The 23,839-nt window shown below is 61.6% G+C and carries 20 protein-coding genes; 4 read left to right on the top strand and 16 right to left on the bottom strand.

Going from position 1 to position 23,839, the window contains the following annotated elements; translation table 11 throughout:
• Positions 1 to 17: 17 nt before the first annotated feature.
• Both HEQ22_RS16735 and HEQ22_RS16740 read left to right on the top strand, forming a co-directional pair.
• Positions 18 to 2,207 carry a TonB-dependent receptor gene (locus HEQ22_RS16735; protein ID WP_432768960.1) on the top strand — a complete coding sequence of 730 codons (2,190 nt, stop codon included), beginning with the start codon at positions 18 to 20 and terminating at the stop codon, positions 2,205 to 2,207.
• Positions 2,208 to 2,367: 160 nt separating this feature from the next.
• The gene (locus HEQ22_RS16740) at positions 2,368 to 3,993 is read left to right on the top strand and encodes a long-chain fatty acid--CoA ligase (RefSeq protein ID WP_432768961.1); all 1,626 of its coding nucleotides are present in this window, start codon (positions 2,368 to 2,370) and stop codon (positions 3,991 to 3,993) included.
• Between the two features lie 62 nt (positions 3,994 to 4,055).
• On the opposite strand, the gene HEQ22_RS16745 is transcribed toward HEQ22_RS16740, so the two are convergent.
• The 14 genes from HEQ22_RS16745 to HEQ22_RS16810 all read right to left on the bottom strand — a co-directional run bounded on the left by HEQ22_RS16745 (position 4,056) and on the right by HEQ22_RS16810 (position 19,407).
• Complete coding sequence (locus HEQ22_RS16745) at positions 4,056 to 4,724, bottom strand: TetR/AcrR family transcriptional regulator (protein WP_432768962.1); 669 nt, start codon at positions 4,722 to 4,724, stop codon at positions 4,056 to 4,058.
• A 154-nt stretch (positions 4,725 to 4,878) separates the two neighbouring features.
• On the bottom strand, positions 4,879 to 5,661 hold the full coding sequence (locus HEQ22_RS16750) for an SDR family NAD(P)-dependent oxidoreductase (protein WP_432768963.1): 783 nt from the start codon (positions 5,659 to 5,661) through the stop codon (positions 4,879 to 4,881).
• A 67-nt stretch (positions 5,662 to 5,728) separates the two neighbouring features.
• On the bottom strand, positions 5,729 to 6,430 hold the full coding sequence (locus HEQ22_RS16755; protein WP_432768964.1) for a class II aldolase/adducin family protein: 702 nt from the start codon (positions 6,428 to 6,430) through the stop codon (positions 5,729 to 5,731).
• Positions 6,414 to 7,424, bottom strand: a complete 1,011-nt coding sequence (locus HEQ22_RS16760) for a PdxA family dehydrogenase (RefSeq protein ID WP_432768965.1) — start codon at positions 7,422 to 7,424, stop codon at positions 6,414 to 6,416. Before HEQ22_RS16760 ends, HEQ22_RS16755 begins: the two co-directional genes overlap by 17 nt.
• Positions 7,421 to 7,969, bottom strand: coding sequence for an aromatic-ring-hydroxylating dioxygenase subunit beta (locus HEQ22_RS16765; protein WP_432768966.1), 549 nt, complete (start codon positions 7,967 to 7,969; stop codon positions 7,421 to 7,423). Before HEQ22_RS16765 ends, HEQ22_RS16760 begins: the two co-directional genes overlap by 4 nt.
• A 1-nt stretch (position 7,970) precedes the next feature.
• Complete coding sequence (locus HEQ22_RS16770) at positions 7,971 to 9,419, bottom strand: aromatic ring-hydroxylating oxygenase subunit alpha (protein ID WP_432768967.1); 1,449 nt, start codon at positions 9,417 to 9,419, stop codon at positions 7,971 to 7,973.
• A 6-nt stretch (positions 9,420 to 9,425) separates the two neighbouring features.
• Positions 9,426 to 10,826 carry a spinster family MFS transporter gene (locus HEQ22_RS16775; RefSeq protein WP_432768968.1) on the bottom strand — a complete coding sequence of 467 codons (1,401 nt, stop codon included), beginning with the start codon at positions 10,824 to 10,826 and terminating at the stop codon, positions 9,426 to 9,428.
• On the bottom strand, positions 10,823 to 12,280 hold the full coding sequence (locus tag HEQ22_RS16780) for an aldehyde dehydrogenase family protein (RefSeq protein WP_432768969.1): 1,458 nt from the start codon (positions 12,278 to 12,280) through the stop codon (positions 10,823 to 10,825). The genes HEQ22_RS16775 and HEQ22_RS16780 overlap by 4 nt, the downstream gene beginning before the upstream one ends.
• Before the next feature lie 50 nt (positions 12,281 to 12,330).
• A complete protein-coding gene (locus tag HEQ22_RS16785; protein ID WP_432768970.1) occupies positions 12,331 to 14,535 on the bottom strand; it encodes a TonB-dependent receptor in 2,205 nt (734 codons plus the stop codon).
• Between the two features lie 57 nt (positions 14,536 to 14,592).
• Positions 14,593 to 15,087 (bottom strand): aromatic-ring-hydroxylating dioxygenase subunit beta, encoded by a 495-nt coding sequence (locus HEQ22_RS16790; protein ID WP_432768971.1) that lies wholly within the window; start codon positions 15,085 to 15,087, stop codon positions 14,593 to 14,595.
• The gene (locus tag HEQ22_RS16795) at positions 15,084 to 16,274 is read right to left on the bottom strand and encodes an aromatic ring-hydroxylating oxygenase subunit alpha (RefSeq protein ID WP_432768972.1); all 1,191 of its coding nucleotides are present in this window, start codon (positions 16,272 to 16,274) and stop codon (positions 15,084 to 15,086) included. Before HEQ22_RS16795 ends, HEQ22_RS16790 begins: the two co-directional genes overlap by 4 nt.
• A 92-nt stretch (positions 16,275 to 16,366) precedes the next feature.
• Positions 16,367 to 17,224 (bottom strand): VOC family protein, encoded by an 858-nt coding sequence (locus HEQ22_RS16800; RefSeq protein ID WP_432768973.1) that lies wholly within the window; start codon positions 17,222 to 17,224, stop codon positions 16,367 to 16,369.
• Positions 17,221 to 18,081: a hypothetical protein gene (locus HEQ22_RS16805; protein WP_432768974.1), complete on the bottom strand. Its 861-nt coding sequence runs from the start codon at positions 18,079 to 18,081 to the stop codon at positions 17,221 to 17,223. The genes HEQ22_RS16800 and HEQ22_RS16805 overlap by 4 nt, the downstream gene beginning before the upstream one ends.
• 804 nt (positions 18,082 to 18,885) lie before the next feature.
• Positions 18,886 to 19,407, bottom strand: a complete 522-nt coding sequence (locus HEQ22_RS16810; RefSeq protein ID WP_432768975.1) for a MarR family winged helix-turn-helix transcriptional regulator — start codon at positions 19,405 to 19,407, stop codon at positions 18,886 to 18,888.
• A gap of 47 nt (positions 19,408 to 19,454) precedes the next feature.
• Here HEQ22_RS16810 and HEQ22_RS16815 point away from each other — a divergent pair, with 47 nt between their 5' ends.
• Together HEQ22_RS16815 and HEQ22_RS16820 are read left to right on the top strand one after the other, a co-directional pair.
• Positions 19,455 to 20,330 (top strand): alpha/beta fold hydrolase, encoded by an 876-nt coding sequence (locus HEQ22_RS16815; RefSeq protein WP_432768976.1) that lies wholly within the window; start codon positions 19,455 to 19,457, stop codon positions 20,328 to 20,330.
• Entirely contained in the window at positions 20,327 to 20,737 is a 411-nt protein-coding gene (locus tag HEQ22_RS16820; protein ID WP_432768977.1) for a hotdog fold thioesterase, read from the top strand. The genes HEQ22_RS16815 and HEQ22_RS16820 overlap by 4 nt, the downstream gene beginning before the upstream one ends.
• Before the next feature lie 285 nt (positions 20,738 to 21,022).
• Here HEQ22_RS16820 and HEQ22_RS16825 read toward each other — a convergent pair whose 3' ends face one another.
• Positions 21,023 to 22,147, bottom strand: a complete 1,125-nt coding sequence (locus HEQ22_RS16825; RefSeq protein ID WP_432768978.1) for a serine hydrolase domain-containing protein — start codon at positions 22,145 to 22,147, stop codon at positions 21,023 to 21,025.
• Positions 22,148 to 22,321: 174 nt separating this feature from the next.
• Positions 22,322 to 23,830, bottom strand: coding sequence for a carboxylesterase/lipase family protein (locus HEQ22_RS16830; RefSeq protein ID WP_432768979.1), 1,509 nt, complete (start codon positions 23,828 to 23,830; stop codon positions 22,322 to 22,324).
• Between the last annotated feature and the right edge of the window lie 9 nt (positions 23,831 to 23,839).

Consider the following 23,839-nt stretch of genomic DNA (forward strand, 5'->3'; position numbering starts at 1 on the left):
AATCAGGGAGAGGGAGAATGGACATGAGGACCAACAGATATAATAGCGGGCGCGCCCTCGCGAGCGGCATCGCACTTTTCGCACTGGCCTGGAGCGCGGCCGGCCAAGCCCAGGATACGGCCCCGGCTGCCGAACCCGAGCCCGAGGCGCAGTCGAGTTCGGGTATCTCCGACATCATCGTGACGGCCACGCGCCGCGAGGAGCGTCTGCAGGACGTTGCTGTCGCCGTGACCGCGATCACCGGCGATTCGCTCTCGGCGGCAGATGTTTCGACGGTGCGCTCGTTGACCCAGGTGGTTCCCGGGTTCATCGGAAGCCGCAACATGGGCGTGTTCCAGCCCGTCATTCGCGGTGTCGGTTCGACCGGCATCTCGATCGGCGACGAGCCAAACATCGCCACCTATGTCGATGGTGTCTACCAGCCAGAGTCGGCCGCCAACTGGATCGATCTTGTCGAGGTCGAGCGCGTGGAAGTGCTGCGCGGACCGCAAGGCACGACATTTGGCCGCAACGCCACCGGCGGCCTGATCAACGTGATTACCCCCGACCCCAGTTTTGACCTGCGCGGCAAGGCGTCGCTGCGTTACGGCCGCATGCGGAGGGACGCGGGCGATTATGATGCCCGCTTCTATATCACCGGCGGCCTTAGCGATAAATTGGCTGCCGATTTTGCCGCCCTCTATCGCAAGAACGACGGCTATATCGACGATCTGGTGCGCGGCGGCACGCTCGGCGACCAGCAAGTGATCAACTTTCGCAGCAAGCTGCTGTGGCAGCCTTCCGACAATGCCAAGGTCATCCTGACCGGCGAATTCTTCGACCAGAACAGCACGACCAATTCGCCCCAGCCGGTCAATGGGAATACGGCGGGCCGTCGCTTCCCGGGCGTTATACTTCCGACCGACGCTTGGCAGGCGTCACTGACCAGCATTCCGACGCTGGACTTACGGCGCTGGAGTGCGGCGCTGCATGTAAAACTCGAGTTCGACGGCTTCAACCTTGAGGCGACGAGCGGCTTCATGAATCTGCGCTGGTATCAGGAAACCGATTCGGACGCCTCGAACATCTTCCTCGGTAATTTCCCTGCAACATTTGCGACGGAATCGGGGAGCCAGGAAATCAAGTTCACGTCTGCCGACCCCGGCCGATTCCAGTGGCTCCTGGGCGGCTATTTCTACCAGTTCGGCGGCCATTCTGGGTTGGATATCGTCACGTCGCCGGGGCCTGGAATCCCTCCGACCACCCTCAACCTTGATCCCGCACTATCGGGTCGCTCGTTCGCGGGCTTTGCCGAAGGAACCTACGAGATCGTCGACGACCTGTTCATCACTGTTGGCGCGCGGTACACCACCGAGCGGCGGACCTTCGAACAGGTCGTTAATGGAAATCTGGTCGTTCCGAAGACCGCCAAGTCGTTCAACAAGTTCAACTATCGCGGCGCAGTCCGGTACCAGTTCGCACCCGACGGAAGCATTTATGCAAGCTATGGCACCGCATTCAAAAGCGGCGTCTACAATATGGCGGGCACATCGCCGAATCCGGTCAATCCCGAGAACATCAAGGCATGGGAGGCCGGCATCAAGGTCGACCCCTTCAATTGGCTCCGCACGAACCTCGCCGTTTATCACTATACGTACGACGATCTGCAAGTTCAGGCCAAAGACGCGTCGGGTCCGAGCTACGTCCTGCAGAACGCAGCGAGCGCCAAAATCTATGGCGGCGAGTTCGAGGCGATTATCCAACCGATTGACGATCTCAACATCCGCGGCTCGGCGGCCTACAGCCACGCGCGCTATCGTGATTTTCCGCTCGCGCAGAGCTTTTTCCCGCGCCCCGACGGAGGCAACACTGTTGCCCCGGCGGACGCGTCGGGTAACGTGATGACCCGCGCCCCGAAGTGGACGTTCAACCTGGGGGTCGATTGGGGCCATGAGTTCGATGCAGGGCGCCTTGGGGTCTCGGTCAACACCTTCTACTCGACCCGGCTCTATTATGACTTCCAGAATATTTTCTCCCAGCCGAGCTATACCCTTACCAATGCGTCGATATCCTTTGCCCCAACCGGTGATCGCTGGAAGTTCAGCCTCTGGGCGACCAACCTCACCAACGAAAAGGTCTTCCAGACCATTCGTGTCGGGGCGCAGGCCACTGACGGCTTTTACGAACAGCCAAGAAAAGTGGGCGTCAGCGCCGAACTCCGGTTCTGACGCGCCCAAACGCGGTCCAAGGGCTTGATCCCGCGGATCGCGTGCGGCCGGGCTGCCGCCGTGTCCGCCAGCATGAGCCTCGGTGGCTTGTGCTGGCGGACTTTGTTTGCTGTCGCGTAAAGACGGTCCGTTCAACTGCTACTTGTCGAAGGATGCATGCATGACGATCACGGGACAAATGCAGCCTGCGCAACTGGCGATCGGCACGATCCTGACATATGCCGCCGACGCTCACGGAACGCGGGAAGTGGTGTCGCGCGAAATCGGCAGCGATCGGTTGTGGCGTTATGATTATGCAGCGCTCGCCCGCCGGGTAGCGCAGGCTGCCAACATGTTCACCCTTGCCGGGATCGGGAGCGGTGACCGGATATCGTCGCTCGCCTGGAACACGCACCGGCATTTGGAACTCTTCTACGCGGTCCCGGGCCTTGGGGCAGTGCTTCACACCGCCAACCCCCGGCTCCCCGACGATCAGGTGATCTTTACCTTGAACCATGCCGAGAGTCGCATATTGGCGTTCGAGCCCAACCTCGCCGCGCTCGTCGAGCGGATTGCGCCCAGCCTCCCGCATATCGAAAAATACATCGTACTGTCCGACGAAGGCGTTGGCGTCGGCGAGGGGTTCGGGGCGCTGGCCTATGAGCCCTTGCTCGCGTCGGCACCGGTCTCGATCACCTGGCCCGAAATCGATGAAAATTCCGGGGCGTTTCTTTGTTACACCTCGGGGACCACAGGCGATCCCAAGGGGGTTCTCTACAGCCACCGGGCAGTCGTTCTGCATGCGATGGGAGCGGGCTTGGCGAGCGCGTTCGGCCTCACGTCGTTCGATTGCGTGATGCCTTGCTCCTCGCTCTATCACGCCACCGCCTGGGGCCTTCCGTTCGTGGCGCCGCTCTGCGGCGCCAAGCTCGTTCTTCCTGGCGACCGCATGGACGGTCCTAGCCTCCAGGCCCTAATCCGAGGGGAGGCGGTTTCTTTTACCGGTGGGGTGCCCACGATCTGGACCATGTATCTCGCCCACCTCGAGGCAACCGGCGGCGACACGGGAACGCTCAAGCGGATTATGATCGGGGGCTCCGCCGTACCTCGCGCGATGGCAGAAAGCTTCAAGGCCGACCATGATGTCGATGTCCTTCAGCTCTGGGGAATGACCGAGACCTGCCCGCTCGGCGTGATCGCAACACCGACGCCGGCCGTCGCGGACCTCGGCGAGGCAGCGATGCAGGATATATTGTGGACGCGGCAGGGACGGCTCCAGTTCGGCGTCGAGATGCGCATCTTGGGCGAAGACGGGCGCCCCTGCCCCCATGATGGGGCGACGGCAGGCGCGCTACAGGTGCGGGGTCCGTGGGTGGTTCAGCGCTATTTTCGCCAGCCAGCGGATTGCACCGATGTCGACGGGTGGTTCGATACCGGCGATGTCGCGACGCTCGACGCCCAGGGGTTCATGCGGATCACAGACCGCACCAAAGATGTCATCAAGTCGGGAGGAGAGTGGATCAGCTCGATCGACCTTGAGAATGTTGCCGCTGGGTGCAGCGGGGTCAAGATCGCCGCGGTCGTCGGCATACCGCACCCCAAATGGGAAGAGCGCCCGCTCTTGATCGTCGAGCCTCATGATGGAATCCTTCCCGACGAAAAGGAAATTCTCTCGACCCTATCCGCGGAATTCGCGAAATGGCAGCTGCCCGATCGCATCCTCGTCGGCGCGGTGCCACTTACGGCAACAGGGAAAATCGACAAGAAGCAACTGCGCGAACGCTATGGTAATGTCTACGCGGCTTGAGGGAACGGGACCGATGGTTCGGCAGCAATCGCAGCGCGGCGAGAAGCTTGTCGTCGCAAGCTTCAACCAATAGCGTCTGGGCCGCCCGTCCCGTCGTTCCGCTCCCGCAGCGACTGCGCATAGCCGGACAGCAAGGCAATTGTCAGCTCGGTGACGCGCCTTGCCCGCTCGGGGTCCTTTCCGATCTGGGCCCGCACCGCCAATCCGCGGAGCACGCTCCACAGCAGCCACAATATGTCTTCGGCGTCAGACGGAGACAGGCCGGTCCTGGCAAAACGGCTGACCCATACCTGCTCGGCCCCGACGCGTCGTTGCTGCGACATACCGCGAACATCGTCGGCGAGGGCCCGAAGCTTGTTTCCCGAGATGACGAGGTCGAGCGCGATCAAAAAATCTTCACCGTAGAAGAATGCCTCGGCATCGTCGCATGCAGCCTCGAGGAGGCCGTCATCTTCGATAGCCTTACCCGCGGCAACGGTCGCCTTCTCCAGGGCTGCCGAAAAAACCTGCTCCAGGCATGCGGCGACTAGCTGGTCCTTTGTCGGAAAATGGTGAAGCTGCGCTCCGCGAGACACGCCTGCGCTTTCGGCAACGTCTGCGACGCGAAACGCCGAATAACCTTTCTCGCGCAACAGATTGATAGCGGCCGAAAGGATTCGAGCCCGCATCTTTCTACTGCGCTCGCCTTGTGGCTTGTGCGAATTGTCATGAACTGGGGAAATGTCCGCCACTGTGTCTGCTACACCTCTTGCCGAGACCCTCATGCGGCCGAACGTACAGATGGCATAGCTTTCCTATCGGGCTTGTCAAAGTCATAGCTGCGAGATGCGACAGGATGCCGTCCGCACCCGGCTGGCCATTCCGCCCGCCTCGTTGCGGGCCTGTTCAGCGAAACGTCGTACCACCATCGACGGCTATCGACTGGCCCGTCACAAATTCTCCGCCGTCCGACGCGAGGTAAAGCGCTGCGGCAAGCAAGTCGTCTGCGGTCTCGTGGCGCTTGATGCACTGCATGTTCAATATCTGGGTCTTTTGCTCGGGCGTCACCGTCTCGCGCTCGATCTCCGTGAAGGTTGCGCCCGGAAGCAGCGCATTCACCGTGATCCCGTCGATGCCGAGCTCACGCGCCATGGCGCGCGTCATACCGACCACCGCCGCTTTGGAAGCCACATAATGTAGATAGTGCGGCCGGCCCATAGTCACCACCCCGGACGATATGTTGATGATGCGCCCATGACGATTGCCTCGCATCACTGGCGCGCACGCTTTGGACACCAGCATTACGCCATCGACGTTCACGCGCATGACCTGTCTCCACTCGTCAAACGGGATTTCCTCGAAGGGCCGCATTTTCAGCGTCGAGAAGATCGCCGCATTGTTGATGGCGATGTCAATGCGGCCAAAGGCTTCCAATGTCTCCGCTACGGCGGCGTCGACGGCTGCCGGATCGGCCACATCGGCCCGAATGGCGATAACGGTGCCGGCGCCACATTCCGCTTCGACCTCGGCCGCTACCGACCGTCCGCTGTCTTCGTTCAGTTCGACGATGGCGATTTTCGCACCGGCGCGCGCGAAGCCTTTGGCGAAAACCCGCCCGATTCCTTGCCCCGCGCCCGTGATGAGCGCGACGCGCCCCGCGAAGTTGTCTGTCTTGGTCATGTCGGCCATATCGTTTCCTCTTTCTTGCTGGTATTCGGGCGAGGCAACGGCGCATGTGCGGGCACCGCGCCTTACGTCATCCGCCGCTTGCTCCTCGACCTTCGGTCACGTCCATCGCCGTCAGCCAACTCCACATCCGCTCAACGACGCCGCCGGCCAGGGTCTGGCGCGCGCGTATCTCGTCTTCATCGAGAAGCCCGTGTTGAGGGCCGAACCCCATCGAGCGCGCGTCGCGCTCTACCCGCGCGGAGTCTTCGAGGAAGAAGGCAAAAGTCGCAGCTTCCTTCAGGTCTTGCCCGACCGTAATCGCTCCATTTCCTCGCATGACGATCGCACGAGCCTCGCCAAGCGCAATTGCAAGATTTCTCGCTGAAGCGTCGTCGCGCAGGAGCCTGGGATCGTCCCAAAGCGGCGGCCGGGGAGCGAAATAGGCGCCTAGGCCGTGCCGCGCCGCCGGTGTGATCCCGAGCGTCGACAACGACATGGTGGCGGCGGGCATGATGCGACAAATGCCGCCGACATCGGACCGCGCGGCATAAATCGCCTGGTGCGCGCGCACTTCGCCAAGCACTTTTTCGGGAAGGGCGCCATCGACCGAGACAACAGTGCCGGGTTCATCCTTGATCAGCCCCATGGGCATCGCGGCACAGACAAGAAAGTGCCGCGCATCGATGCGCGCACTGCAGTGGCCGAACGCGTGCACGAGCCCGGCGTGCGCCAGGCCGCGCGCCGCCATGCGCACCTGCATCTGAAGTCCGGGGTCAATCGTCGCCGGCATGAAACCCTCTCCCGAAGCAGAGTGATTCGGCCATCTTCATCGCGCAGGCCATGCTGGCGTGCTGGGCGATGCCCTGTCCCGCAATTTCCATGGCAGATCCGTGCGGTACGGTCAGATGAACATAATCGAGGCCGATATAGATGGTGCACGCGCCTTCGAAGGCAGCCGTCTTGAGCGCAATCTGGCCCTGGTCATGATACATTGAGACAACGACGTCGTATTGTCCCTCCATGGCAAGACGAAATATCGAATCGGGCGACACCGGCCCCTCGACGCGGCGCCCCGCCGCACGCTCCCGTTCGACCGCCGGCGCGATCTCGCGCACTTCTTCAGTTCCCATCGCGTGCGGATTCAGGCCGGCGACGCCGATCCTGGGGGCATTGACGCCCCAACGCCTGAAAGTCTCGTCAACGAGACCGATCAGCGACGACACCGCCGCGGCAGAGACAGTGCCCGGGACCTCGGCGATGCTGATATGCTCGGTGATTGGGACGATCCGCAACGAGGGGCTGACTCTCAATAAATAGGTTCCAGCCGGCTGAAGATCGTCGATCGACGATATTTCGCCAGACGCCTTGAGTGATTGCGAGTCGACCGGGGCCATGATCCAGCCATCGATCCCTCCATTGCGAGCCAATTGCTCGGCCAAGCGGATCCATTCGATCACCGCCCGGCCCGAAGCGGCGCCTGACCGTCCGATTTCCCATGCCTCCCTCGCCAGCGAGCCGGGGTCGAGAACGGCGATTTCGCCAACCGCGCCGGACACCTCATCCGGCGTTTCCACCTGGTAGATGGGAGGGCTAATCCCGCTCGCCGCGGCCGCGAACCGGACAGCGTCGATGCTTCCGATCAATAGGTGCCGCGCCGCGTGGTTGCCGGCGGCGAGTGCCTTGACACAGACCTCTGGACCGATACCCGCCGGATCGCCAATGACGGTCGCGATGAGTGGCTGCTCACGGCGCGGCTTGCCCGCTCCTTCGCCTGCACCTGTCATAGCAGGAAGGTCACATTGCGCATGGGCGCATCATTGTTGATCAGATAGACCTTCTTGCCCAAGATTTTGAAGCCATCGGCCCCCTGTTTCAGGCGGTGGGTCGCGCGCGCGAACAAGGATTGATGCTGACCGGAGCGCGCCTCGCCCAGGATGAAGTTTGAACTGACAAGGACATCGGGTCCGCCGGATGCGGCGACCGTAATGTTCGAGACGATGCGGATCAGACGCGACTTCGGACTTTGCGAATGCATCCGCTTATCCTTCAGGCGGAATATTCGATCCGAGATCTGGTCATAATGCTCGTAGATGATCGAGACGGACCGATCGGGGTCGAGGTCGGCCTGATTGGAAGGAACCCAGTAGAGCCCGCCCGGCTCCCAGAGCGCGAGCCAATCGTCATAGGCGTGGCTGTCCATCAATTCGGCCTCAAAATACAAAAATGCTTCGATTTTGCCGAAAATTTCGCTCCCGGGCAGGATTGCCCGGCTCTCCTTCAATTCCGAGAAGAGGGTGATATCGCAAAGATCTGCCGCTGCCATGTTCATTCTAACGCCTCCCATCGGGCGATTCTTCGGCCATCATCGCCAGCCATTGCCGGATCTGAGCGCGCTGCGGAACCTCGTCGGAAACATGGCCGACGATCGTCCCATCTTCATCAACCCACTCGCGCTCCATCCCGCGCGATATATTGATCCACGGATCGAGATTAGCCTCCAGGCCGAGTTGCACCCGCTCGAAAATCTCGGCGTCGTCTGTCGATCCGGATCCTGCGGGTCCATAAAAGGATTCATGCTGGCGAAGTCGCAGCGCATTGATTTCGGTGCTAACGTTGGAGAACAGCACAGGGAACATCACGACCTCGGTCTCGTCGACAGACAGGGGATTAACGATCCGGATCTGGTTGTTGATCAGTTGCAGGTTTGGAAAAACGCCGACGTGAGGATCGCCCGCCATGGCAAGCAGCATGTCCGCCCAGGCAACATCATGCTCTGCATAGAGCGCGTCGATATAGTCTGCCCCTCCCGGCGTGTTTTCCAGAAGCGCGCGATATTTTCCCGAGTGCTTGAGCCGATGCTTACGGAAATCGAGCATCGTGTGGCCATGACCGAAGTCGCGCGTTTCCGAGATTCCGTCGAAGTCGAAGGGGTTCGCACTGTGCGTGGCACCGAGGCTGTGACCCGAATCGGTGTGTCGTTCCCATGTCGCCAGCACCGACGCATGGACGAACAACGGATGATATCCATCCATCCCGACCTGCTTCCAATTTCCCTTATAGATCGTCCGGTTCGATCCGGCTCGCACGCTCAACTCTCCGCCCGGTGCCGCGTCGACCAGGATGTCGATCACCTTGGCTGCGTTGCCGAGATAGTCCTCGAGCGGAAGGACCTTTTCGCTCAAAGCCGCGAATATGAAGCCGCGATAATTTTCGACCCGCGGCACCGGCGTGAGACCGTTTTCGCTCGCGTCGAAACTCGGCCCATAGCCGTCGGGCCCGGAAACGCTGACCAGTTCGCCAGCATTGGAATAGGTCCAGCCGTGATACCAGCAGCGGAAAAAGCTGTCCCTGCCTTCGTCCACCTCGCAGACGATTGCGCCCCTGTGTCGGCAGCGGTTCAGGAAAACGCGGATCTCGCCATCCTGGCCGCGAACAAAAATGACCGGTTGACGGCCCATCTGCCGACGCTTGAACTCACCCGTTTTTGCAATCTCGCTCTCATGGCCGATGAACAGCCAACCGGTGTGGAAAATCCGCTCGAGCTCAAGATCGAAAATCTTCGCGTCGGTATACACCGCCGAATGAATCCAGCCCGGTGCGACAAGCGATCGCAGGCCTGCCGCGTCATAGTCGCGGCCGCGTACGTCGAGGCGGTCCGGCATGCGGTGCGGTCCTGACGGCGCGCGATCGCCCTTGCCGGCCGGCAAGGTGCCGCCGGCGCCCATTGCTAGATGATTTTCCGCTGACAATTTCATTCTCCAGACAATGATGATGAACAATTTGTGTCACACTGGATTGACGGCCTTCCACCTGGTCATGTCGCGCCCGATCGACGACCTCGCGCGCCAGAAAAGAAATGCGGAGAATGGTGCGACCAGGCTTGTCAGGATGAGGGCGGCACGCAAACTCCTGCCGGAATCTTGATCGAACTGCCACGAGATCGCGTCGCTGGCCGTCCCGACGAACAGCGGTCCCAAACCCACGCCGACCAGGTTCAAGACCAGAAGGAAGAGGGCGGTCGCGCCGCCACGGATCTCCGGCGGTGAGACGCTTTGCTGGGTACTGTGGACGGGGCCCATCCACATGGCCCCTAGCATGTTGGGAAGCGCAAGGCCCGCAAGCGCCAGCGCGCCACTGTCGATGCTGAAGATGACGGCATAACAGGGAAGGGCCGCCAGCGACGCAAACGCAGGGATGGTCACATAGGCTCGGACGTCGCTCCGGCCGAAACGATCGGCCAGCAACCCACCGAGCCACACGCCGGCGGCGCCTGCGAGACCTGTGGATAGACCGAGCGTCAGGCCCAGGAAGCCCGAAACCCCCATCCCGGCCTGCGTGGCCATGACGACGATCTCCGGGCCATGATTGCGGATAAAAAAAGATGCGATGAAAGGTCCGAAGCCATATCCTACCGCCGCTTGCAGCGCTGTCGCGATCACGATGAGCCGGTAGGTGCGAACCGCCCAAAGCGTCCTTACCGTCGCGAGAGCGCCCGGCGGAGCCGTTCGCAACAGAGCGGCGTGCGCCTTGCGCGGTTCGCGCAAAACCAGCAGCAAAAAGGGGGCAAGGACGACACCTGGTATGCCGGCCACCAGAAAGGCGGTGCGCCAGCCATAGGCATCGGCAACCAGCCCTCCCAAGGCCATCCCCGCCAACGTTCCCAACGGCACGCCAAGATAGTAGAGCGAAAGAGCCGACGCGCGCCGTTCGGGTGGGTAATAATCGACGATAAGAGAATTCGCGGCAGGTGTCAGACCGGCCTCGCCAATCCCCACACCGACACGCCCCACCAAAAGTTGGGGAAAGCTTCGCGCGATGCTGCAGGCGATGGTGAAGCCGCTCCAGACTAGAACGGAAAATGCCATGATCTTTGGCCGGTTGCCGCGATCCGCCCAGCGCGCGAGCGGGATTCCGGCGACGCTATAAAGCAAGGCAAAGGCAAGGCCCGACATCAGCCCGATTTGCCAGTCCGCCAGCTGCAACTCTTCGCGGATCGGTTCGGCGAGAATGTTGACGATCTGCCGGTCAACAAAATTGAGTGTGAGAGCAAAGGTCAGGAAAAACATGGCGATGCGGCGGCGGAAAGCCGCCCCCGCCACAGCCAGCGTGGCTTCGCCCTCGCCAGGCGGCGTGCGTGCTGTGCCGAGCGCCGTTTGCAGCACAGGAGGCGCGCGCCCGCCCGTCACCGGTTGCCCGATCCCAACGAGATGTAGATATTTTTCTCCTGAGTGAATGCCAGCAGTTCGCCGAGGCATTCCTCACGGCCGATGCCCGACTGTTTCATTCCGCCGAAGGGGGCTCCAAGAATGTGGCGTGAAGTCTCGTTGATCCAGACATAGCCTACGTCGACGGCCATGGCGGTGCGGTGCGCGCGTTCGAGATCTCGTGTCCAGATTGAGCAGGTCAATCCATACTCCAGTTCGTTGACGACCTCGATCATCGTCGCCTCGTCGGACCATCGCAGGATTCCGAGCACCGGCCCGAAAACCTCTTCGCGGGCCAAGCGCATGTCAGGGGTAACGTCGGCAAACACCGTCGGCTCGATGTACAGGCCGCGCGCAAGAGCTTGGTCGGCCGGTGGCCCCCCGCCGCATATCAGTCGAGCGCCTTCCGCCTTGGCGCTATCGATGAATCCGACTATGCGCTCATGCTGTTTCGCGCTGATGATCGCGCCCATCGAAGTCGCCTCGTTGGACGGATCGCCCGGCTGAAACCGCCGGGCTTCCTCCTCGATACGAGCCAGAACCGCGTCGTAGATGTCCTCATGTATGAACGCCCGGCTCGTCGACCCGCATGATTGGCCGCACCACGCAAAATTCATGCCCTGGATCAAGGCTTTTGCTACTTCGGCGGGATCGGCATCGCCATAGGCTATCAGGGCATTCTTGCCGCCAAGTTCGAGCAGGACTGGCTTGAGCGTTGGACTGGCCTCGCGCATCAGAGCGCGACCTGCAGCCGCGCTCCCCACCAAGCTGATCATCGCCACCTTGGGGTGGGCCGCTAACGCCGCCCCCGTTTCGGCTCCTCCCGTAAGGACGCTGAACGTACCCGACGGCAACAAGCCGTCGATCAGCTCGGCGAAGCGGAGTGCTGACAGGGGCGCCTGTTCGGATGGCTTGACGATTACCGCATTGCCGGCAGCGAGGGGAGCGGCAACTTTGCCGGCGCAGAACAGAAACGGATGATTGAAGGCCAGAACGCGAGCGACGACGCCAAATGGCTGCCTGACGGAGAAGTTGACCGCATCTGGTCCGACAGGGACCGAAGCACCTTTCATCTCCGTCACCAGCCCGGAGAAATAGTCGATGAGCGCGGCTGCCACATGCGAGTCGGCCGCCAGTTCGCGGACCGGGTTGCCGCAATCGAGAGCATCCAGTTGCGCCAATTCCTTTGCATTCTGGCGAATGACTGCCGCTACTTCGCGCAGCAGCCGGGCACGTTCGAGGGGTGGTACATCGCGCCAGACCCTGGATCCGACGGCGGCAGCGAGGACTGCCCGGTCGACATCCTCGCTTTCTGCCTGCGCGACATGTGCGATGAGCGAGCCGTTGGCCGGATTGTGCGAGGGGCTGTATCCGCCCGCCGCCGGTGCATGCCACCCGCCATCATAGTAAAGGTCGTACTGATCTGGAATTGCCATCTATGCTCTCAATCCTTGAGGGGCGAGCCAGCCTATGACCGGCGATCGCATCAGAATTTCACTTCGACGCCGGCGCCGATACGCCGGGGGAGCTCGTATCTGAGGTCGGTGCCAAGCGCGCCGGGCCGAACTTCCTGGATGATCTTCTCATTGGTCAGATTCGTCACCCAGATTGAGAACCGAAACTTTTCGTCATCCGTTCGCCACGAAATTTCGCTGTTGATTGCGGTATAGGGATCTTGCTTCACGGAATTCAGGAAGTCGAAATAGACGACCGAACTGCGGAACAGGGTGCCGTTGATGTTCAACATTCCTGATGCGAGCGGTACGTCGAGACTTGGGGCGATGTTGAAGGTCCATCGAGGTGCCCGCGGGAGGCGGTTGCCCGACACATCCGCTTGCGACACGATATTGCCTCCCGTTGGCCGGGGAATGAAAACTTGCGCGAGCGGAAAATCGTCATATTCCGCATGGGCGTAGGCGACCGCCGCGTTGACCCGGAAATGATCGGTTGGCGCCAAAGTCGTTTCAAGTTCGCCGCCGTAAAGAGTGGCGTTCGCGGCGTTCTGCAGGACATAACCGGGACCCAACGGATCGCGGGCAGTGACCTGCAAATCCTTATAATCATAACGATACAAGGCGAGATTGGCGCGCAGCCAGGGCGTGATGTCAGACTTGATACCGCCTTCGAGGGCTTTGAGCGTCTCGGGATCGACCGCGAGAGGCGACACGCCAGTCATGTTGAACACACCGCTTTTGAAGCCGGTGCTGTAGGTCGCGTAGATATTCGTGTCCGGTCCGATTTCGAACCGGACCGTGCCTTTATACGTGACCCTGTTAAAGGATTTTTCCGCTGTCTGCGGAAAAAGGGCGACGCCGTTTACGATCTGATCGAAACTTCTTTTCTCATGGGTGTAGCGAATGCCGCCCGTCACGAACAGGCGCGGGACGACCTCAAGCGTCGCCTCGGCGAATCCGGCATAGGAGGTCGTCTTCAGGACGGGGTCGAATGTGCGCACGAGCAGTGGCTGGCTCGGATCAGCGCGACTGCTCAGAATGAAGTTGGCGTCGCCGGAGAGGTGGAAGGCATATAAACCAGCGATCCATTGAAGCGGCCCGGAGCCGGACGAGAGCAGGCGCACTTCCTGACTATAATATTCCGAAGTGATTTTGGGGGCCACAAAAGTCGCGAGCAAGATATTCGACGAATCCGAATCCGTCGCCTGAGAGGTTCGGTTGGAGGCATATGCCCCGGTCGTCTCCAGATTGACCCCGCCTAGATCGAAGCGTGTCTGCAAGGCGACACTGTATCGCCGGGTGGCGAGCGAGGGGCGCAGATCGGCGGACAGCTGCCAGGGTTTCGACGGGAGGATCGCGCCGGGAAAGGCTCGACCTGCCGTGTTATTCTCATAGGGCTGGTAGACATTCTCCGAGCCCTTGCGATCGAAATATTCTCCCGTGAGGACGATCTTGTTTCCGTTCTCGCCGCGGTACATCAGCTTGCTGCGGACATCGACAACCTGATAGCCGCCAGCTTTCCCACCGCGCACGAGATCGTCGACAAAACTGTCCGTTTTGCGGTAAATTCCGGCGATATCGGCTGCAATCGTATCGGACAGGCCACCAGTCAGATAGCCGCGCACATTATAGTCTCCGTCGCCCGTCTCGAGGGCGGCCGCGCGCGCCGAAACCATGCCGCTGAAGTCGAAACTGGGATCAGGCGTAATGACATTGATCAACCCGCCCGTCGCGTTCCGACCGAATATTGTCCCCTGCGGCCCGCGCAGGACCTCGACGCGGTCGACCTTGACGAGATCGGTCCAGGTGGAAAATGGGTCTCCCTGGTAGATTCCATCGACATAGGTTGCGACGTTTGACTCGTCCCCGACAGAAATACTGCTCGACCCCACCCCGCGGATAACGGGCAGGAACACGCCCGCAGCGCGGCCACCGAAGAAGCCGGGCACGACCTGAGTGAGATTCCGGATGTCAGCCGCACCCGAACGGCCAAGGGATTCCGAAGTCACGGCTGTCACCGCGACCGGCACATCCTGCAACTTCTGCTCCCGGCGCGTCGCGGTCACGACGATATCTACCAGGCCGCTCTGTGTCGAGGTTTGATCCTGATCGTCGGCTGGGGCCGACGGACTGGGCGCGGACGAGCCGCCAACGGGCGCCGTTTGCGCCATGGATGGCGCGGCGATGACGGCTGCCGTCACCGTCAGCAGCGCTTTGGATGCAAAAAGGCCTTTCATTGTCGGTCTCCCTCCCGATTGTTTAGTTATTGATTTATAAGATTATTCTGTCACCGCTCACAAAGGAAACACCAGATACCGCGGCACAACCGCATTGTCGGTCACCGCGTTCCGCGACAGAAAGCGACATTGATCGCCTTCCATTCGAATAATGTCCTCGTAGGTCCCGGCGGCCAGCTGCTGCGGCAGCCCGGTATCGTCGGGGGTAAAGATCACGGAGAAGTTCGATACCATGTCGACGAGACCATCCGCGCGGCGGCTGGCGTGCACGCGCTGAACGAAATGCCGGGTACGATAGTCCTGGAATGTACCCGCCCATATGTCTTCGATGAAGGTGCAGCGATCGATCAACCTGTCGCGGCAGTCGTCGAGCATCATCGCCACGCGCAGGCCGCTCTCGACATCGTTGCGCGCGATGCAGATGTAACTCGCGCTCGGATCATCTTCGAACGTGTCAAGCCACGACCGCATTTTCTTCCCGTCCAGTGCCGACATATATGCCGACTGGAGTTCATCGAGCCGCGCGAGCTCGTCGAGCGTCAAGCGCGTCATGCCTCCCTCCTCCGGAAGCCCATGGCGGCGCGATAATATTCCCAGTGCGGAAGATTGCCGCTCTCGTCGTTCTGACGGAATTCGAACCCGAGCCGGGATGGATCGGTGACGCCTTTTTGGAAGATGGCCTTGCCGGGGGTGCGATTGCCGATCTGGACCCGGTGGAAAACCGAGGCGTCTTCCATACTGATCAGGCCGGACGGGCCGATCGCGTTGGAGCTTTGCCTTATTCGGTGCAAGACCATCGCCTCATCGTCGTCCTGATGCGCGAAATAGGCGTAGGTGACTTCCACCTCGTCGATTGCGACAGGCGTAGCGAAACGGATGCTGATGACGTTCAGGTAATTTGAGGCGACCAGCATCGGAAAGAGAGCGAGCACGCTGGCGTTTTTCGGCCGCCCCTCGTCGCGAAACTCGATGACCGAAGCATCGCGGATTACGCTCGTGGGCTTGGGAACGGTCAACTCGGTTTCGATGCAATAATGGCCACGTCCGGTAGTCGCATACTGGCGGCCTGCGCCGCCCTGCCAGTTGAGCATCGTGAACGCCTGGTGCAGGAGCGGCGGATGATAGCCGTCGTTGTCGCTATAGGCTTTCCAGTTGGTCAGATACCGGACCCGATGATAGCCAATCAGCTTGAGGCGTCCGTCACCGGCCATGATGTCCAGCAACGACCCTTTCGCTTCCTGCAGGAAGTCGTCGAGGCTTTCGGTGTCCGGCGACAGCGTCACGAACAGGAGGCCGCCGACCGATTCCTGCCGCGGCTGGGTCAGCGGATAGTCTTTCTTGTCGAAGCCGGGGATGAATTCGCGCTGATTGGGGCAGCCGACCAACTCGCCCTCTTTGTTGAACAGCCACCGATGATAGGGACATTCGAATTCGGCTCGATTGCCCGAAGGCTTTACCTCGATCTGGGTGCTGCGATGTGAGCAGGCGTTGAAGAATGCCCTGACCTGTCCGTCGTCGCCGCGGATGATGAGCAGGGGGACGTCCGCAAGATTGCAGGTTTTGAAGTCCCCCGGGTGCGGCACTTCGCTTTCGTGCGCAACGGGATGCCACTCGGCTCCACGGAAAATCCGGTCGATCTCGGCTTGGTAGAGGTCTTGCCGGACGAAAATCTCCTTGGGGATTTCGTTAAAATTTGCCGGCCAGACAATGTCTTGAAGATAAGCCTCCGGAACCGTCATCTCCCATCCTTCCTCTTTGCTATTTCGCCGCCCGCGTCACCTCGCGATGCGATCACATTCATCCCATGCCCGCTGCCCGCCGGGGTCCAAGTCTATGTGGACAACTCCTTGATTTTCGGGGTTGCGCCCCACATGCAGAAGCTCTTCGGTTCGAAGCCGAACTGGCGTTCCCTGTAGGTCTCTTCGTCGACCTCGCGCACGCCGACGGAATATTCAAAAACCATCCCGTCGGGACCCTCGAAATACACGAACCGCGCGCCTGAAGTCGGATGCCGGCCGGGTCCGAAGACGATGGGTACCTTATGCTGGCTAAGCAGCGCGTAGCTGCGCTGCACATCGTCGATCGACTGAACCTGATGGTTGATGTGCTGGATACCGCACCGGTCTGCGGGGACGAGCGCGATGCTGTGGTGAATCTGGCTCAGACGGAGCAGCGGGAGTTCGCCTACCCGGTCACTGACGCGTGCATTGCATATTTGGGTCCAGAAATGCTCATCGCGACCGGGATTCCGGCTGAACAGACCGACGTGACTGAAACCCGTAATTCCAGCGTCGCGAGACAGCTGCGCGCCATTGCCACCGATCTGCGGCGAAACCGCGAATTCGATGCGTCCCCCACTGGGGTCACGAAAGGCTATGAATTCGGAAACGTGCCGCTGCTCGCGTTCCTCATGCGAACCGTAGCGCACCTCATACCCCAATGCTTCGAGCGTTTTAGCCGCATTGAGGAGATCCTCCCCATTCGCCAGTTCGAAGCCGACAATCGTTTCGGATGGGTCGCCGATCTCGTAGCTCATCGTGCTCATGCGACTGTCGGAGCGAAACGACAGGCGATCAACCGCGCGATCGACAGGCTCCAGGCCAAGTATTCGCGTGGCGAAATCGGTAGCGGCCGCGACATCCGGTGTCTTGAGACGAGTATAAGCGATGTCAATGATGTTGATGGTCATGGCAACGTTCCTCCCAATTCTTCGAGGTTGGAGGTCGAACCCCAACTGCATAGCGAGGCGGGAGAATCGGCAAACTGCCGTGGCCGGCGTCCGACGGGGGACGGATCCGATCCGGTCGAATAGGTGAAATAGCTGTCGGGCGAGGGCCCGCTGAAGGTCAGAAACACTTCACCGCTCGCGGGTTCCTTGCCTGGGCCGCGGACAATGCCGACCTGACGGTCAAGGAGAAAATATTTCGACTGCATCACGGCATCGATGCTCTCGACCTCAAACCCCACGACGAGGAAGCTTTCGCGCTTGCTCGGTACAATCATGATCCTGTGATGCTGATCGTCCCAGCCGAGGTAGATTGCCTCGCCCACCCGATCGGTGATCCGCGCTCCGAGGATATCCACCCACACGGCGGCGTCAGACGCCGGGTCCTGGCTGCCGAGGATCACGTGCGACAGGCCGACAATTCCCGCATCGCGCGATGGAAAATATCGCTCGCCGCTCTCCTCGGCCCGAACGACCAGCTCGATGAGGTTGCCGCTTAGGTCGCGACAGGCGAGCCCCGCGTGATAGCGGCGGCTTCGACACAGATCGTGAGGGATCGCCTCGACATCCCAATTTCGCTCCCTGAGTTTCCCGGAGACTTCCTGCAGCTGCTCGACGGTTCTCAGCGACACCGCCAGGCTGGGCCGGAGGCTGCTCCCGGAACCGTCGAGCTCCAGGCAATACGACCGGGAGTCGGAACGGAACCGTTCGGCTTCCGGCAACCGTTCGCTGTGCTGCAGGCCGACGGTATCAACGGCGAGCCGCGTGGCTTCGCCAAGCGACTGAACCGGGATCCGTACGAACCGTAGCTGCTCCAGCATTTGCCACCTCAAATCCAATAATCAGTCCGTCTGTACTGTTTGTTTTGATTCGGGGCAAGCCTTATCGCGAGTCCCGAGAGGGGTGTCGTCATGACCGGGGCGATGTGCTGAGCGGCACCCGGCGGCGTAGGGTTGTTATCGCCCGCTCGTCGCGAACGTTCGATCCTTCAACGCGCAGGGCCCGAGGCAAAGAGCGGCCGGCTTCAGCGAGCCCGTCGAGAGCGATCTGGTAGTCCCCGCTGCCCCGATATCAGACGTGTCGTGTCGGGCGATCCACCGAAAGGGGAAGCACTAGCTTGTTCGGTACCCGACCGCGTGCGAGCCTCTTCAGGATTGGAAGCGCGTTGGGATAGGCGTCGGCGAATGCCAGAGGCTGACCGTCGGCGCCCAGCCTCATTTCAAAGACCGGCCCGTCGCCACAAGCGCAGCCACCGGCACTCTGTCCTCGCATGAAGCGCTCGGGTTGAGCCATGTCGGTCTCCAAGCAGAGGTTCGTTTCTTAGTAGACAACACGTTGCACGAAATGGCTCGTCGGTCAATTGGCGTTGGCACGCGAAGCCAAGAGCGGAGGGCGCTCACCGCCGAACGATCGCCGGCTCGGTCGGACGATTATGCTGACACGACAGGAGGTAGGTAGGGCTCCCTGCCGCCATATTCGCAATTCGTTAGTCGTCAGTGCTGGCGATTTGGTGCAGCGGGGGCAGAACGGCGGCGGTGCGCCGCCGCAAACGCGAGCGGCGCCAATTGGGGAAATCGGCTTACTGACGATGAATGGCGTCGGCCATTTCAAATCTTTCAGCGCTTCTATCGAGGAGGCATGTCTTCCGATCCGCTTTCGAGATTGCCTGACATTTTCGTCAGCAATGCGCGGACCGCGCGTATTTCAGTCGGTGAAATCATATGGAGCAGCCGCGCGTAGATCATGTCGGCTTCGGCGCGCAGCTGGGGCAGGATTTCGATCGCTCGGGGCAAAAGATGAAGCTCCCAGACGCGCCGGTCGCCCTTGGCAGCGCGCCGTTCCGCGAGCGCCATTCTTTCCAGCTGGTCGACAACATGGCCAACGCTGGCACGCTCCAGTTCGAGGCATTTGGCGAGGTCCGTTTGGGTCATGCCCGGGGTCCGATAGATATAGACGAGCGCGCGCCACTGGGTTCGCGTCAATCCGAAGCGTGCCGTTGAGGCATCAAACATCCGGCGCAGTTTGCGGGGTACTTCCTCGATGAGAAAGACAAACTCGTCTGAGGCCGTCAGAAGACTTTTCGCGGGGGAGATGCCGCTCGTATCGCGAGGTTCAACCATCGTCATGGACTGTACAGCCATCATCATATTCTGAAAACCCTTTACTGTAAGATATGATACAGTATGGTAGTTGAATGATTGATCAGTCGATCACGCTTGCCGGGAAAGCGGGCCATGAAATCGCAGCGTCGGTTGATGGCCCGGAACTCGGATTCCCGGTAATCCTCGCGCACGGTGGCGGACAAACCCGAAGGGCATGGAGGGCGGTAACCCACCGGCTCGCGAGCCATGGTTTCCGGACCATCGCAGTCGATATGCGGGGGCACGGCGAGAGTGCATGGGCCAGCGACGGAGCCTATGATATCTCCGATTTTGCGGCCGATCTTGTCGAGATCGCTGCGGCGATGGCGAGCAAACCGGCGCTGATTGGCGCGTCGCTTGGCGGGCTGGCCGGGGTCATCGCCGAGGGAAAATGCGCACCGGGAAGTTTCGGATCGCTGACGCTGGTCGACGTCACACCTCAGATGGAACCGAGAGGCGTCGCCCGCGTGGTCGGTTTCATGGCGGCCCATGCGCGCGATGGTTTTGCGTCGGTGGAAGAGGCCGCACAGGTCATTTCCGACTATCTGCCCCATCGCCCCAGCCGGAAGGCTTCGGCGGGGCTGGCACACTATCTGCGCCGCAAGGACGATGAACGCTTCTATTGGCACTGGGACCCCGCCTTCATCGAAAGAGTCACGCAGCAGGGCGGCGTCTCCAGCGACCATGGCCGCACCGAGCTCAGCGCGGCCGCTGCCTGCTTGACCTTGCCGGTGCATCTGATCCGCGGCGGGTCAAGCGACCTCGTCTCGCTGGAAGCCGTCAAGCATTTCCAGGGCCTTGTCCCTCATATGGCGTATAGCGACATCGCGAATGCGACTCATATGGTGGTGGGGGACGAAAACGACGCTTTCGGGCAATCGATCCTAGAGTTTTTGCTCGGCATCCATGAAGCGGAGATGAAATCATGAATGCCCCCGCCGTCCCGGGGCTTGAGGAATTGCGTGACCTATTGGCGCTGGCCCCTTTTCACCGCTGGCTCGGGCTCGGCATCGCTGAGGTCGGCGCCAACGAGTTGGTGATCTCCATGCCTTGGCGAGACGAAATCATCTCAAATCCGACGGTCGGCGCGGCGCATGGTGGCATCGTATCGACTTTGATCGATCTGACCGGCCTCTATACGGTCATCGCGATGGGGGGTGCTGCGCGGGCGACGGCGGACCTCCATGTGGATTTTCACCGACCGGCCAAGCCCGGGCCGCTTCGCGCGATCGGCACCCCGGTGAAATTAGGGCGGCAGATAAGCGTCGCGGCTACCCGGATCCTAGCCGCAGACGGAACCCTAGTGGCGAGTGGTAGAGGGGCCTACGTCGCCTGATAACCGCCCGAGGCGAGCCAATCTGCGCGGCCAGATGCATGCCCAGCAGCTTTCGGAGCCGAGGCAGTGCCGGCAGCGACACGCTTTTTGGCGACGTGTCCCTAGGCCGAACCCACGACCGGACGGCCGCGCATCGGCCATTCAGTCAAATCGGCTCCTTGCCGGTCACACGCGGGTTTGGCCCCTCGTCTTTGAGCCGTCGACTTTGCCTAGTGCGACACGCCCGCCACGCAGCGCATGGAGAGCAAGTTCTCCTGTGCTGCGTGGCTAGACTGTCGGATCGGGTCAGGGCGCCGGAGTGCGGTTCGCGATAGCATCCTCGATCAGATCCTGCATGACCTGCTCGAGTTCGACGCCTTTCCGGTCGCCTCCGCTCGATATTTCGGTCGCGATCAGGGCATAATAGCCGGTCTCGCGGTCGATCCAGCCGGTCCAGCCATAAGCGCCGGGCGAAGAGTTGATCTTCGACGTCGCGCACGCGGAGGGCGTGTCGCATTCAACGAAAGACCCGAGCGCATATTCCCAGTTCACTGCGCTCGCCGGAACGAAGACACGCGGCAGTCCGGTCGTGCGCGGCTGCGTGAAGGCCGTCATGTTGGTGATGAAGCTGCCGCCGAGGAACGCGCGCAGCAGTTTCGCATAGTCGCGCGGCGTGGAGAAGGCGCCGCCGGCCACCCACGGGTTGGTTGGGACGGTCGCGGGAGGGTGGGGATCGTACCAGGTGGTGCTCGACATCCCGAGCGGGATCGTGACATGCTGCGCGAACAGTTCGTGGAAGTTCCGCTCGCGTGCCGGCGACGTTCCTGGTTCTATGCTTGTATCCTTGGCCTCCAGATACGCCCCTGCGACCTGAATGCCGTGCGGACCATAGCTATATTGAGCACCAGGCGCATTACCCGGGCGCAGGATATCGTAGCGCAGGTCGTGGATGCTCTTGGCACAGGTATAGAGACCATAAGTCGGGAGAAGCTGGCAGCCGCCGACGAGCGGGCTCGCATTAAAGCCCGATGTCATCGATAGCGTATGCTTGAGTTTGACATCCTTCTTCGTTCCGCTCGTCGTCCAGAAGGCGAGTGGTGGCCGCATCGGATCGTCGAGCGTGGCAACGCCGGCCTGCACCATGCGCATGCCGAGCGCGCCGGCGAACCATTTTGAGGCCGAGGCGAGCGGGGTCACCCGGTCGATATCAAAACTGCCCTTTTCAAATTCGAAAAGATAAGTGGGATCAGACGCGTTCCCGACAATGAAAAAGCCATTGGCGACTTCGGTGTCAGCGACGATCGCGGCCTCCAGCGCTGTCCAGTCGTAGGTGTAACCGCCGACGGTCGTTGTGAGGCTTGGGGTCACGGGCGCCGACGCAGCGGATGCCGTCGCCTTGGCGGCGGACGGCGCGGGTGGCAGTTGGACCATCGGACGCGTTTCGCCGCCGTCGCTGCTCCCGAAGCCACTCTGCGCCGCAAAAACCGCTACGCCGACCAATGCGGTACCGGCGGCAAGCCATATCGATTTCCGTCTTCCAGACATTTTATCTCTCCCAGCTTCGTTGCACTTTTTCGAAACGGTAGGCCGGTTTGGCCGGGCGAGCTAAGGCCTGGGTTGGCCTGCCGCGAAATGGATTTTCAGCAGGTGGTCGAGTTGCGCCTTGCGAAAACCGGCGGCGACGGCTGACCGGGGCGCGAGATGTGCGAGACGGTCGTCCGTCGGCTGGTACCGGGGCCAGTCAGGGACCAGCGCGCAGCCGGGTACACCATCCTTCGCAAAAGCGACCCAGCAGGCGGACACGCCTTCGCCGAAGCGGCGATCCTCGTCGTCGACGGGGCCGGCGAGCGAAGCGAAATAGCCCAGCGTCCCGAATATATAAGGAATTTCGGAGCCATGCCCGGCGCCCTTCGCCCGATCGCGGCGCGCTGCTGCAACATAGTCGAAATGATAGAGGTAAGACGGGGCGCCGGCGGCCGTGCGCGCCGCGAGCCATCGCGAGGGTGCGACGAACCAGGCGTCACCCAATATTTGGCGCGCCAGCTCGTCGTCGGCGATCCCGTCGCCATAGGCCGCGCGGCCAGCCGTCTGGTCGGAACCGAGATAAGCCAGGGCGGCCGCGGGCTGTACCCCCATCGCAAGGATCACGCTTGCCTCGTTGCTGTTGGCGCCAACCAGCAGCGGCACGTCGATTGTCGCGTGCCGCGCGAATGTCCGCCAGGGCGCTTCGCGGATTAGTTCGCCATCGAGGATGGGTCCGGTCATCGCGCCCGGCGTCCGAACATCGCCGGCCGCGACGAGCGCGTCGGCCGAAAGCGCACGGAGCGCGTCGATCGTCGCCGAAGGCGGCGCGCCGGCGCGAGCCGCCAATGCCGTGCCGAGCGCTTCCTGCTCGATGAGCGGGCGCGGGTCGAGAAGGCCGACGCCCGACTGTACGATGGCGCGCGCGAACAGGCCCTTGGCTTGGGGTTGGGCGAGGATCGTCGTCACGCCGATTGCCCCCGCGGACTCGCCGAACAAAGTGACCTTCCCTGGATCGCCACCAAAGGCTGCGATATTTTTCTGGATCCAGCGCAGAGCCGCCATCTGGTCCATGAGACCATAATTGGCGAGCGCCTCGCGAGGCGGCTTGGCTGCGCTCAGCGCCGGGTGGGCAAAATAGCCGAGTGCGCCCAGCCGATAGTTGATCGTGACCAGAATGACGCCTTGCTGCGCGAAGGCCGTACCGTCGAAAGCCGGGAAGGTGCCCGACCCGATGACATGCGCGCCGCCATGGATCCAGACCATGACGGGAAGTCTCCGCGCGCCGGCCGGGCGCCAGATATTGAGCTGAAGGCAATCTTCGGATTGAAGCCCGGCGACGCCGCCCGCGACGAGCGCGGGCCGCACCGTCTGCGGGCAAGCGGGTCCGAACTTCGCGGCATTGCGAACGCCCGTCCAGCGCGGCGGAGCCTGCGGCGCGCGCCAGCGGAGCGCGCCTACGGGAGGCGCGGCGTAGGGAATATCGAGAAAGCGCTCGACCCCTGCCTCTTCAGCGCCCGCGAGCCGCCCTTGCGCCAACGTCGCTTGCGGAGGAGCATCCGCTGCTACGGCGGATGCCGATGCGAGCAGCATTGCGGCCCC

This window comes from Sphingopyxis sp. (assembly GCF_050916055.1).
Lineage (GTDB): Bacteria > Pseudomonadota > Alphaproteobacteria > Sphingomonadales > Sphingomonadaceae > Sphingopyxis.